Origin of the sequence: Microbacterium pullorum, assembly GCF_014836535.1 — a bacterium.
Taxonomy (GTDB): Bacteria; Actinomycetota; Actinomycetes; order Actinomycetales; family Microbacteriaceae; genus Microbacterium; species Microbacterium pullorum.
In genome coordinates, this window is the sequence record NZ_JACSQP010000001.1 from 375,250 (window position 1) to 387,702 (window position 12,453).

A 12,453-nucleotide genomic window follows, 5' to 3' on the forward strand; every position below is an offset into this window, starting at 1 on the left:
CTGCCCCGCGCAGGCTCGACTTCAACGAGGTTCGCATGCCCACCGGCAAAGTCAGGTTCTACGACGAGGAGAAGGGGTTCGGCTTCATCTCCGCCGATGACGGTCAGGACGTGTTCCTGCACGCCACTGCCCTCCCCGCCGGTATCACCGCGCTCAAGCCCGGCACGCGGCTGGAGTTCGGCGTCGCCGACGGCAAGCGCGGTCTGCAGGCGCTCTCGGTGCGCGTGCTCGAGGCTCCGGTGAGCCTGTCCAAGCGCACCCGCAAGCCCGCCGACGACATGGCGATCATCGTCGAGGATCTCGTGAAGCTGCTCGACGGCATCGGTGGCGACCTGCGTCGCGGTCGCTACCCCAGTGGCCCCCACGCCCAGAAGATCGCCGCCGTGCTGCGCAAGGTCGCTGATGACTTCGAAGCCTGAGGTTGCCGACGAGCGGCTGCTCGGCGCACATGACCTCGCCCTCGCCGCGCTGCGCGAGGTGACCCCCGAGTCGACCATCGGTGACGCCGCGGGCTACACGCTCGAAGAGGACGGTGTGGTCTCGCTGCGGTTCAACAACCGGCTCGCGGGCTACCCGGGCTGGTTCTGGACCGTGAGTGTCGCAGCCGTCGAAGGCGCCGAGCCGACCGTGCTCGAGGTCGAACTGCTGCCCGGTGACGGTGCGCTGCTGGCCCCCGAGTGGGTGCCGTGGGCGGTGCGGCTGGCCGAGTACCAGGCTGCGCAGGCCGTGCAGGCGGCCGTCGCCGCCGAATCCGGCGAGGGCGCGGCATCTGAAGATGACGACGAGGAGGATGCCGACGTCGACGACCTCGACGACCTCGATGCGTCGGACTTCGATGACGACGGCTCGGCGATTCTGCACGGGGGCGACCTCGACGGCGTGGACATCGATGAGCTCGACGAGAGCGGCAACAACGACGACGAGTCCGACGACGACTCGGCGGACTCCGACGACGACTCCGAAGACGGCGACGACTCCGAAGACGACGAAGACGGCGACGACGACTCCGACGAAGACGGCGACGACGAAGACGACGAGCCCGAGAACGACGCCGGGCGCTGAGCCCGCCGACGACGAAGGCGCCGCCCCCGTGGGGAGCGGCGCCTTCGCTGTTTCGGCCGGGCGGCCTCAGAGGTTCTCGACGATGTAGTCGATGCAGCGGATGAGCTGGCGCACGTCGTCGGGCTCGATCGAGACGAATGTCGCGACGCGCAGCTGGTTGCGCCCGAGCTTGCGGTACGGCTCGGTGTCGACGATGCCGTTGCCGCGCAGGTTCGCGGCCACGGCCGCGGCATCCACTGAGTCGTCGAAGTCCACCGTCACCACGACGGGGGAGCGGTCGGCGGGATCGGCCACGAACGGCGTCGCGTACGACGAGGCCTCGGCCCAGTCGTAGAGCGCCGCCGACGACTCGTGCGTGCGGGCATCGGCCCACTGCAGGCCGCCGTTGCCGATGATCCAGTCGAGCTGGTTGTCGAGCAGGTAGAGGGTCGTCAGCGCAGGCGTGTTGAGCGTCTGGTTGAGGCGCGAGTTGTCGAGCGCGTTCTTCAAGCTCAGGAACTCGGGGATGTAGCGCCCGGATGCCGCGACGCGCTCGATGCGCTCGACGGCGGCCGGCGAGACGAAGGCGAACCACAGGCCGCCGTCGGAGCCGAGGTTCTTCTGCGGGGCGAAGTAGTAGACGTCGGACTGCGACACCGAGAAGTCGATGCCGCCGGCGGCGCTCGTCGCGTCGATGACGGTGAGGGCGCCCTCGTCGCCGTGGACACGCTCGACGGGGGCGGCCACCCCAGTGGACGTCTCGTTGTGGGTCCAGGCGTAGACGTCGACGCCCTCGACCGGCTCGGCGACGGCGCGCGTGCCGGGCTCGGCCTTGCGCACGTCGGGGGCGTCGAGCCACGGCGCAGCGGCCGCGGCGGCGAACTTGCCCCCGAACTCGCCGAACACCAGGTTCTGGCTGCGGCGTTCGATGAGACCGAACGCGGCGGCATCCCAGAATGCGCTCGAGCCACCGTTGCCGAGGATCACCTCGTATCCGTCGGGCAGGCGGAAGACCTCGCCGAGGTTGGCGCGGACGCTGCCGACGAGCTTCTTCACCGGCGCCTGGCGGTGCGAAGTGCCGAGCACCGCGAGGCCCGGGCCGACGAGCGCGGCGATCTGGTCGGCGCGCACCTTGGAGGGGCCGCAGCCGAAGCGTCCGTCAGTGGGCAGGATCTCGCGGGGCAGCGTCACGTGGGCCATGTGCCGATTGTAGGGCCGCGCGCGACGCGGGCCCGGTCAGCCGGGGCCGGGGTCGGGGGTGCGGGATAGGCTGGGAGGCGCTGAATTCGCCCCCGACATCGAGGCTGCCATGACCGATCTGATCGACACCACCGAGATGTACCTGCGCACCATCCTCGAACTCGAGGAGGAAGACATCATCCCCCTGCGTGCGCGCATCTCGGAGCGGCTCGGTCACTCCGGCCCCACCGTGTCGCAGACGGTCGGGCGCATGGAGCGCGATGGTCTGGTCGTCGTGTCGGAGGACCGTCGGCTCGAGCTGACCGATGCCGGTCGGCAGAAGGCCGTCGACGTCATGCGCAAGCACCGTCTCGCCGAGCGGCTGCTGAGCGACGTCATCGGTCTCGACTGGGCATACGTGCACGAAGAAGCCTGCCGCTGGGAGCACGTCATGAGCGAGCAGGTGGAGCGCCGGCTCATTGAGCTGCTCGCGCACCCGACCGAGTCGCCCTACGGCAACCCCATCCCCGGCCTCGACCAGCTCGGTGACGTGCCGGCGACGACGTTCGACCAGGGGGTCGTGGGGCTCGTGCGCTGGCTCAACGCCGCCGACGCGCCCATCCGTGGCACCGTGCGCCGCCTGGCCGAGCCCGCCCAGGTCGACCCGGAGCTGCTCACCCAGCTGCGTACGGCCGGTGTCGTCCCCGGCGGCACCGGCGACTTCCGTTACAACGAGGGGCATGTGCTGGTGCAGATGGACGGCAGCGACGAGGCGCTCGAGCTGCCCGTCGAAGTGGCATCCCACATCTTCCTCATCGACGGTCGTTCGTGAGCCGTAGGCCATTCGGACAGCGGGCGGCAACAGGTTGTGCACAGCGGCGTGACATGTTCGTTATCTTCGGGTAGCCTCGGGAGAGTCCAACGGCGAGAAGCCCGCCACGGATACCACGAGGATTGCCTCCCCGGTTCGTCGTTCTCGTGGATGACCCGCATATCCGTGCCCCGACACTGAATGCCGACGAACCGGCGTCTACTTCGACGCAGAGGCGCCGGAGGTTGAATTGACCGAAGACATCGACTCGTCACGTGATGAGATCGCTCCCACGGTGGGAACGCGTCGCAACACTCGACTCAGTACGGTGAAGGCCGCAGCGCGACTGCCGATGCGTCGCCGCACGGCGAGCGCCCCGGCATCCGCCTCGGCCCTGCCCCGCCGCGAGAAGACCAAGTCGGTGCGCAACCTGCTGATCGTCGCGTCGGTCGCCGGAATGTTCGCCACGGTCGCGCTGCCCGCCTACGCCGCCACCCGTGTCGGCACCGGCGAAGAGGTGCAGACGATGCAGCAGGTCGCCGTCGACAACGCGCAGTCGCTCGTCGTGGCCTCCGAGGCATCGCCGCAGGCGCTCGACCGCCAGAGCTACTCGGCGACGACCCCGGAAGAGATCGAGAAGAAGAAGGCCGAAGAAGCCGCCGCAGCCGCAGCCGCAGCCCGCGCCGCGGCCGCAGCCGTGACCGCCTCTGCCCGCACCAGTGCGGTCGCCTCGGTCGACCTGTCGATGACGGCTCCCGGGTCGGGCGAAGTGCGCTGGCCCGTGACGGTGTTCAACTACCAGAGCTACAACCTGTTCGGCGGCTACGCCGGCCACAAGGGCTTCGACATGATGACGGGCACCGGCACGCCCATCTTCGCCGCGGCATCGGGCGTCGTGCGCACCTCCACCGACGGCGGCGGCAGCTACGGCGCGGTCGTCATGATCGACTCCGTCGTCGGCGGCCAGCAGGTGAGCGCCACCTACGCGCACATGAGCTACGGCACCCGCGTCGTCTCGGCCGGGCAGACCGTGCAGGCCGGACAGCTGATCGGCCAGGTCGGCCAGACCGGCCGAGCCACCGCGCCGCACCTGCACTTCGAGGTGCAGGTCAACGGGACGTACGTCGACCCGCTGGCCTGGCTGAACGCCAACGCCGGCTGAGCCTGCGGGCCCGATCACCGCGCGACACGCGCAACCTGCTGTTCACCCGTGATCGGGCGGTGCGGTCGGATGCGTGCGTTAGCCTGATCCTGACGCTGAGAGAGAAGCGGAGGGACGCCGATGGACGGCACGCCACGCATCCGAACCATGGATGCGCTCGGGCTGTTCGTCCTCCGGCATCGTGAGATCGGATGCAGCGGCTCTGCCGCCGCGCTCAGGCGCTGTCTATGAGACAGCGCCTTTTTTCATGCCCCACCGCGGATCGATCATCGATCGCGTCGAACATCCGGGAACCCGTCTCGGCCGTTCGAGAGGACAGGGAAATGCGCACACTGGTGCTGAACGCAGGATATGAGCCGCTTGCCGTGGTCTCCTTCAAGCGGGCCCTCGTGCTCGTGATGAACGACAAGGCGACCATCGTCGAACACGTCGCGGACGACCCCGTCTGGGCTGCGGGTGGCGCGTACGACCGGCCCGCTGTGATTCTGCTGGCTCGCTACGTGCGTGTGCCCGGGAGCGGCAGCGTGCCGGTCACCCGCCGGGGCGTGCTGCGCCGCGATGCGCACCGGTGCGGATACTGCGGCTCATCGGCGGCGACGATCGACCACGTGCTGCCGCGGTCGCGCGGCGGCACGAACTCGTGGGAGAACCTCGTGGCGGCGTGTGTGCGCTGCAACAACCTCAAGGGCGACCGCACGCCCCAGGAGATGGGCTGGCAGCTGCGGCTCACCCCGCGCCCGCCCCGCGGGGCGCTGTGGACGGTGCGCGGCACCGAGCGCGCCGACCCGCGGTGGGAGCCGTACCTGGCACTCGCCGCCTGAGCGGGGTGCGGGGCGGGGCGCGGGGGCGTCGCGCGGGGCGGCATCCCGCGGTCGTGTGCCGCGGCATCCGTCGCCCCCATCCGGTGAGAAACCACTTTCCGGGTGAGAAACACCGCGGCGCGTGGTGTCTCGACCGGGAAGTGGTTTCTCGACGTGGTGGATGCCGCGGGTGGCTGGCACGCGCCCAGCGGCAGGTCCGCACGCGCGGTGGATGCCGGGGCGCGCGGTGCGGGGGTTGTCGCGGCATCCGTCGGTGGCATCCGTCGCCGCGGCATCCGTCGGTGGCATCCGTTGTCGCGGCATCCGTCGCCCCCATCCGGTGAGAAACCATTTCCCGGGTGAGAAACACCGCAGTGCGTGGTGTCTCGACCGGGAAGTGGTTTCTCGCGTGCAGGGGCCGCGCTGGCGCCCCGGCCGGACCCCGCCCCGCGAACCGCCCACGACCCACCCACGCCCCGCCCACGACCCGCCCCGCGACCCGCCGGCGACCCGCCGGCCGACCCTCCCCGCGCCCCCGCCCGGGGCCCGCGTCGACGGCAGGAACCGATGTCGGATGCCGAGCGTATCTTCGACGGTGACGTTGTTGATATAGAACATCCGTTCTACTCTGTATAAGTGAGGTCGATCGTGCGGAACCGGGCTGCGGCAGAAGACGTGCAGCGTCTGCGCGCGCAGCTCGAGCGCGTGCAGGGACGGCGGATGGATGCCCCCGTGCTGCCGGCCGACCCGGCGCTCGCGGGGCTGCTGCCGGGGCGCGGGCTGCGGCCGGGGTCGGCGTACGCACTCGGCTCCTCGCTGACGCTGCTCTCCGCGCTGCTGGCGCCGCCCTCGCAGGCGGGTTCGTGGTGCGGGGTGGTGGGCATGCCCGAGTTCGGCGCCGAAGCGGCCGAGCGGGTGGGGGTGGATCTTGACCGGCTCGTGCTGATCCCCGAGCCCGGCACCCGCTGGCTGGCGGTCACGGCCGCCATCGCCGAGGTGCTGCCGGTGGTGGCGGTGCGTCCGCCTTCGCGTGCGCGGGATGCCGATGTCTCCCGGCTGGCCGCCCGCCTGCGCGAGCGCGGTGCGGTGCTGCTGGTGCAGGGCACCTGGCCGCAGACCGAGGCGATGATCGACGTCAGCGACCCGGTGTGGTCGGGGGTCGGCGACGGCTATGGGTACCTCGCCGCCCGCGAGCTCACCGTCACCGTGTCGAGCCGCCGCTCCCCGGTGCCGCGCCGCGCGCGCGTGCAGCTGCCGGCCTCGTCGGGGCAGGTGGCCGCGGCATCCACCCCGGTGCCGACGGGGCTGCCGATCCCGATCCGGGCGGCGGGATGAGCACCGCACCCGACACCCCCGTTCCGCGCACCCTCGTGCTGTGGCTGCCGGACTGGCCCGTCGTCGCCCTCGCCCGTGAGGCGGGGGTGGATGCCGCGGCCCCCGTCGCCGTGCTCGCCAAGGGGGCGGTGGTCGCCTGCTCCGCCGCCGCCCGCGCCGAGGGGGTGCGCCGGGGGCAGCGTCGCCGTGACGCGCAGGCCCGGTGCCCGCAGCTGACGGTCGCCGACGCCGACCCCACCCGCGACCAGCGGGTGTTCGCGCCGCTCATCGCCCGCATCGAGGAGCTCGCCCCCGGGGTGCAGCTCATGCGGGCGGGCCTGTGTGCCCTCCGCGCCCGGGGGCCGGCCCGCTACTACGGCGGCGAGGACCGCGCCGCCCACACCCTGCGTGATGCGATGGGTGAGACCGACACCCGCATCGCCATCGCCGACGGTCCCTTCACCGCCGAGCAGGCCGCCCGTCGCGCCCTCGCCGACGCGCCGGTGCGCATCGTGCCGGCGGGGGAGTCGGCCGCCTTCCTCGCCCCGCTGCCGGTGTCGGTGCTCGACGAGCCCGACGTCGTCGATCTGCTGGGCCGTCTCGGGGTGCAGACCCTCGGGCAGTTCGCCGCGCTCCCCGCCGAGCGTGTCGGCGAGCGGCTGGGGGAGCGCGGCATCCGCCTGCACTCCCTCGCGGCGGGGCGCGATTCCCGTCCCGTGCTGCCGCGCACTCCGCCGCCGGACCTCGACCGCGAGGTGGCGTTCGAGCCGCCGCTCGAGATCGCCGACCAGGTGGCGTTCGCGATGCGCGTCGCCGCCGAGGAGTTCATCGGCGCCCTCGGTGCGATCGACCTCGTCTGCACAGAGCTGCGGGTGCAGATCACCGGAGACCGGGCCGAGAACAGCGAGCGGGTGTGGCTGCATCCGGGGTCGTTCACCGCGGCGGAGGTGGTCGACCGGGTGCGCTGGCAGCTGGCCGAGGCGGGGCTGCGCAGCGCTGTCACGCGGGTGCGCATCTCTCCCGAGACGGTGGATGCCGCCGCCCACCACGTGCGCTCCCTCTTCGGCGGTGGACCCGACGAGCGGGTGCACCATGCGCTGTCGCGGGTGCAGGCGATGCTCGGGCATCGCGGGGTGGTGACGCCCGTCGTCGGCGGTGGGCGCTGGTTGAGCGAGCGGCAGGTGCTGGTGCCGTGGGGCGACCGGCCGGTGCTCGCCCGCCCCCGCGAGCGGCCGTGGCCGGGGAGTCTTCCCGACCCGCTGCCGTCGACGGTGTTCGACCCGCCCCGGCCGGTGGCGGTGGTCGATTCCGACGGCGACACGGTGGCCGTCGGCGACCGCGACGCGCTGACGGCGCCGCCGGCGGTGCTGGTCGAGAGCGGCCGGCGCCGGCGCATCGACGCGTGGGCGGGCCCGTGGCCGGTGCGCGAGCGGGGGTGGGATGCCGCGCGCGCCCGCCGCGCCCACCGCTTCCAGGTGGTCGACGCCGAGCAGTCCGCATGGCTGCTGGTGTGCGAAGCCGGCGACTGGTCCGCCGAGGGCCGCTATGACTAGCGGGTCGTTGAGCGAGCGAAGCGAGACGAAACGCGCGACCCCGCCGTCGGAACCGCGTTTCGTCTCGGTCGCTGCGCTCCCTCGCTCAACGACCGAGAAACGCCGCAACCCCACAGGAAACAGCTGATGGGCTTCAACAACCCCTCCGTCCCGTGGTCCGAGATGGAACGTCTCCTCAGCGGTCGCCCGCCCGGTGCCGACGGTGGCGACAGCCCGGCCTGGTCGCGCAAGCGCGGGCCGTACACGCCGCCGCCCATCGCCCGCCCCGACGACGTCGTGCCCTACGCCGAGCTGCACGTGCACACGTCGTTCTCGTTCCTCGACGGCGCCTCCTCCCCAGAGGAACTCGTCGAAGAGGCCGAACGACTGGGCCTGCACGCCCTCGCGGTCACCGACCACGACGGCTTCTACGGCATCGTGCGCTTCGCCGAGTCCGCCGAGGCCCGCAGCGTCAAGACCGTGTTCGGCGCCGAGCTGTCACTCGGGCTCCCCGAACGCCCCCGCAGCTCGCCGAAGGCCAACGACGCCGACCCCCTCGGCACGCACCTGCTCGTGCTCGCCCGCGGCGAAGAGGGCTACCATCGGCTCGCCGCCGCCCTCACCCACGCCCAGCTGGCCGGCGGGCAGAAAGGCCGCCCGCTCTACGACCTCGCCGACCTCGCCGAACGCGCCGACGGCCACTGGGCGATCCTCACCGGATGCCGCAAGGGCGCTGTCCGCACCGCTCTCGCCACCGACGGACCCGCCGGCGCCGCCCGCGAGCTCGACCTGCTCGTGGACCTCTTCGGCCCCGACGCCGTCAACGTCGAACTCATCGACCACGGCGCCCCGCTCGATTCCCGGGACAACGACGTGCTGGCATCCCTCGCCGCCGAGCGCGGCTTGCCGGTGCTCGCCAGCAACAATGTGCACTACGCCGTCCCCGAGCGGGCCGACCTCGCCGCTGCGGTCGCCGCCGTGCGCGCCAACCGCAGCCTCGACGAACTCGACGGATGGCTCCCCGCCAACGCCGGCGCACACCTGCGCTCGGGCCGCGAGATGGGTGCCCGCTTCGCCCGCTACCCGGGCGCAGTCGCCCGCACCGTGACCCTGGCCGACGAACTGGCCTTTCCGCTGCGGCGTGCGAAGCCCGCCCTGCCGAAGCTCCCCGTCCCCGGGGGGCACACCACCATGTCGTGGCTGCGGCACCTGGTGTGGGAGGCGGTGCCGCGCAAGTACCCCGACGCGACCGACGCCGACCGAGCTCGCATCGAGAAGGAGCTCGGGGTCATCGAGCAGAAGGACTTCCCCGGGTACTTCCTCATCGTCCACGGCATCGTGCAAGAGGCGCGCCGCCGCGGCATCCTGTGCCAGGGGCGGGGCTCCGCCGCCAACAGTGCCGTCTGCTATCTGCTGGACATCACGGCGGTCGATTCCATCGCCTACGACCTGCCGTTCGAGCGGTTCCTCTCGGCGCTGCGCGATGAGGAGCCCGACATCGATGTCGACTTCGACAGCGACCGCCGCGAGGAGATCATCCAGTGGGTGTACGCGACCTATGGGCGCGAGCGGGCCGCGCAGGTGGCCAACGTCATCCAGTACCGGCCGAAGAACGCCGTGCGCGACATGGCGAAGGCGCTCGGGCATTCGCCCGGCCAGCAGGATGCCTGGTCGAAGCAGATCGAGCACTGGGGGCCGCTGCCCGACGCCGAAGCGAAGGCGCAGACCCACGACATCCCCGACAAGGTGCTGGAGTATGCGAGCGAGCTGCTGAAGGCCCCGCGACACCTCGGCATCCACTCGGGAGGCATGGTGCTGACCGACCGTCCCGTGGGCGAGGTGGTGCCGATCGAGCATGCGCGCATGGAGAACCGCACCGTCATCCAGTGGGACAAGGACGACGCGGCGTGGATGGGGCTGGTGAAGTTCGACCTGCTGGGGCTCGGCATCCTCGCCGCCCTGCAGTACAGCTTCGATCTCATCGCGGATGCCACGGGGGAGCGGTGGGAGCTGTCGACGCTGCCCAAGGAGGAGCAGGCCGTCTACGACATGCTGTGCCGGGCCGATTCGATCGGGGTGTTCCAGGTGGAGTCGCGCGCGCAGATGGGGCTGCTGCCGCGCCTGCAGCCGCGCAGGTTCTACGACCTCGTGATCGAGATCGCGCTGATCCGGCCGGGGCCGATCCAGGGCGGGGCGGTGCACCCGTATGTGCGGCGCAAGCTCGGGTACGAGAAGGTCACCTACCCGCATCCGAAGCTCGAGCCGGTGCTGGAGCGGACGCTGGGCATTCCGGTGTTCCAGGAGCAGCTGATGCAGATGGGTATGGCCGTGGGCGGGCTGAGTGGGGCGGATGCCGATGTGCTCCGCCGCGCGATGGGATCCAAGCGCGGCATCGAGCGGATCGACTCGCTGCGCAAGAAGCTCTACGCCGGCATGGCCGAGAACGGCATCACCGGGGAGCTGGCCGATGACATCTACGCGAAGATCCAGGCGTTCGCGAACTTCGGGTTCGCCGAGAGCCATTCGCTGTCGTTCGCGCTGCTGGTGTACGCCAGTTCCTGGCTGAAGCTGCACTATCCCGCGGCGTTCCTCGCCGGTCTGCTGCGCGCCCAGCCGATGGGCTTCTACTCCCCGGCGACCCTCACCGCCGACGCCCGCCGCCACGGCGTCGAGGTCCTCCGCCCCGACCTCCACCTCTCCGGCGTAGAGGCCGTCCTGGAGCCCACTGACCGGTCGTTGAGCGAGCGAAGCGAGACGAAACGCCGCGCCCCCACCGGCCTCCCCACATGCACCGACCGCCGCCAACCCCCCGTTCCCCCGTTCGATCCCACCGCCCCAGACGAATCCGCCGCCCACCGCCGCGACGGCGCCTTTGCCGTGCGTCTCGGTCTCGCCGCGGTCAAAGGCATCGGCCCGGCGCTCGCCCAGCGCATCGTCGCCGAGCGTGACGCGTCGGGGGAGTACCGTGACCTGCGAGACCTGGTGCGCCGCACCGGAACCACCGCCGCGCAACTCGAGGCGCTCGCCACGGCGGGGGTGTTCGGGTGCTTCGGTCTCAGCCGCCGCGAGGCGATCTGGCTCGCCGGGTCGGCCGCGCAGGATCGCGCCGAGTTCCTGCCCGGCACCCTCGTTGCGGTCCAGCCGCCGCTCTTCTCCGACCCGTCGAGCTACGAGGTGCTGGCTGCGGATCTGTGGGCCACAGGCATCTCCACCGACGATCATCCGCTGGCGCACTACCGACCGAAGCTCGACGCCCGCGGGGTGCTGCCCTCCAGCGCGATGCGCACCCATGAGACCGGGCGCCGGGTGGAAGTCGCCGGGCTGGTCACCCACCGGCAGCGGCCGGCGACGGCATCCGGGGTGACGTTCCTCAATCTCGAGGACGAGCACGGGCTCGTGAACGTGGTGTGCTCGGTGGGGGTGTGGAACCGCTACCGGCGGGTGCTGCGCGATTCGCCGGCGCTCATCGCGCGGGGGCTGCTGGAGCGCTCGCCGGAGGGCGTGACGAACCTGGTGGCGGATGCCTTCGAGGATCTGCGCGTAGGGGTGATGCACCGCTCGCGGGACTTCCGGTGATCCGTGGCACTAACGCCCCGGGTACGACGAAGGCCCCGAGCCGGAGTTCGAGGCCTTGATCGCTCGGTGTGCGTGTCAGGCGCGCACACCGAGGGCGAAGCTCAATGAGCCGTCATCGCCGATCTGGGCATCGAGTACCCGATCGTCCAGCGGTTCCGTGGCCCTCTGCTCGACGAACACGCGTGCGCCGTCGGTCTCGATGACGGCGTCTTCGGCCTCGGGCGACGAGACGAGGGCGAGTTCGAACCCGGCCTCGGCCTGGTCCGCGCCCCGAATGCGCAGGCCGCCCTCTTCCGTCGGGATCTGCGACGTGAGCGTCTTGACTGCGTTGGCGGCGTTCTCGGTGAGTGTGAGCATGGGTGCTCTCCCTTCCGTGGATGACTGCGGACGGGCCACGATTCCGAGAATGGGTGGCCGATGCAACCTGCGACGCACCTTCCGTCGGGACTCCCACCGGATACGGAGGTTGGGCGGGACGCGGACGCATTTCGGCAAAACGGTGCCCCCGACAGGATTTGAACCTGCGACCTGCGCGTTAGGAGTGCGTTGCTCTATCCACTGAGCTACGGAGGCGTCCCCCTTAGTTTACGGGCCGGCTTCATCGGCCGCCGCCGAAGTCGGATACCGGCCAGCCCCCGAGGTGCCCAGATGAACTACGGCGCAGGAACGACCATGTGCGCCATCGCGCGCACGAATGAGGTCTGCTCGCAAGGGCGCGGCGGGCTCCCGAATCCTGGGGGAGCTCGGTGAGAGCGCGAGCATCAATGGATGGGGGTGGGACCCGCTCTCTCGTTCGGCCCCACCCCCATGATCACATCGAGCTACAGTGCCCGCAGAGAGGCCAACCGTTGGTACCGGCGCGACGGTTGTATGCCGGAATCTGCTGCCCGCTCGGACAGTCGCTCTGGTTGTGGTGTACGTCGGGGTCGGACTGGTTACTCGAGTAGTACGCCGAAACTCTCATGCTGAACTCCTTCTAGTCGGCAGCTGTTGTCTGCACGCTCAAGGTAACGACTGCCCCCGACACCATGAGCTTGC

General features: G+C 71.1%; 10 protein-coding genes and 1 tRNA gene. 8 read left to right on the top strand and 3 right to left on the bottom strand.

What is annotated here, in order from left to right; translation table 11 throughout:
- Positions 1–35: 35 nt before the first annotated feature.
- Entirely contained in the window at positions 36–419 is a 384-nt protein-coding gene (locus H9651_RS01870) for a cold-shock protein (protein WP_191717388.1), read from the top strand.
- Complete coding sequence (locus H9651_RS01875; protein ID WP_191717389.1) at positions 403–1,062, top strand: DUF3027 domain-containing protein; 660 nt, start codon at positions 403–405, stop codon at positions 1,060–1,062. The genes H9651_RS01870 and H9651_RS01875 overlap by 17 nt, the downstream gene beginning before the upstream one ends.
- 66 nt (positions 1,063–1,128) lie before the next feature.
- Here H9651_RS01875 and serC read toward each other — a convergent pair whose 3' ends face one another.
- On the bottom strand, positions 1,129–2,241 hold the full coding sequence (serC, locus tag H9651_RS01880) for a phosphoserine transaminase (RefSeq protein ID WP_191717390.1): 1,113 nt from the start codon (positions 2,239–2,241) through the stop codon (positions 1,129–1,131).
- Positions 2,242–2,350: 109 nt separating this feature from the next.
- On the opposite strand from serC, the gene H9651_RS01885 reads away from it, so the two are divergent.
- From H9651_RS01885 to H9651_RS01910, 6 genes are all read left to right on the top strand, one after another.
- Positions 2,351–3,052, top strand: coding sequence for a metal-dependent transcriptional regulator (locus H9651_RS01885; protein WP_191717391.1), 702 nt, complete (start codon positions 2,351–2,353; stop codon positions 3,050–3,052).
- A gap of 229 nt (positions 3,053–3,281) precedes the next feature.
- The gene (locus H9651_RS01890) at positions 3,282–4,193 is read left to right on the top strand and encodes a M23 family metallopeptidase (protein WP_225216217.1); all 912 of its coding nucleotides are present in this window, start codon (positions 3,282–3,284) and stop codon (positions 4,191–4,193) included.
- Positions 4,194–4,516: 323 nt separating this feature from the next.
- Positions 4,517–5,014, top strand: a complete 498-nt coding sequence (locus H9651_RS01895) for an HNH endonuclease (protein WP_191717392.1) — start codon at positions 4,517–4,519, stop codon at positions 5,012–5,014.
- 615 nt (positions 5,015–5,629) lie between these two features.
- Entirely contained in the window at positions 5,630–6,328 is a 699-nt protein-coding gene (locus H9651_RS01900; RefSeq protein ID WP_404802977.1) for a hypothetical protein, read from the top strand.
- On the top strand, positions 6,325–7,860 hold the full coding sequence (locus H9651_RS01905; RefSeq protein ID WP_191717393.1) for a DNA polymerase Y family protein: 1,536 nt from the start codon (positions 6,325–6,327) through the stop codon (positions 7,858–7,860). Before H9651_RS01900 ends, H9651_RS01905 begins: the two co-directional genes overlap by 4 nt.
- A 126-nt stretch (positions 7,861–7,986) precedes the next feature.
- Positions 7,987–11,415: an error-prone DNA polymerase gene (locus tag H9651_RS01910; RefSeq protein ID WP_191717394.1), complete on the top strand. Its 3,429-nt coding sequence runs from the start codon at positions 7,987–7,989 to the stop codon at positions 11,413–11,415.
- Between the two features lie 75 nt (positions 11,416–11,490).
- On the opposite strand, the gene H9651_RS01915 is transcribed toward H9651_RS01910, so the two are convergent.
- Positions 11,491–11,772: an iron-sulfur cluster biosynthesis family protein gene (locus tag H9651_RS01915; protein ID WP_191717395.1), complete on the bottom strand. Its 282-nt coding sequence runs from the start codon at positions 11,770–11,772 to the stop codon at positions 11,491–11,493.
- A 143-nt stretch (positions 11,773–11,915) separates the two neighbouring features.
- Positions 11,916–11,988, bottom strand: a tRNA-Arg gene (locus tag H9651_RS01920).
- Positions 11,989–12,453: the final 465 nt, after the last annotated feature.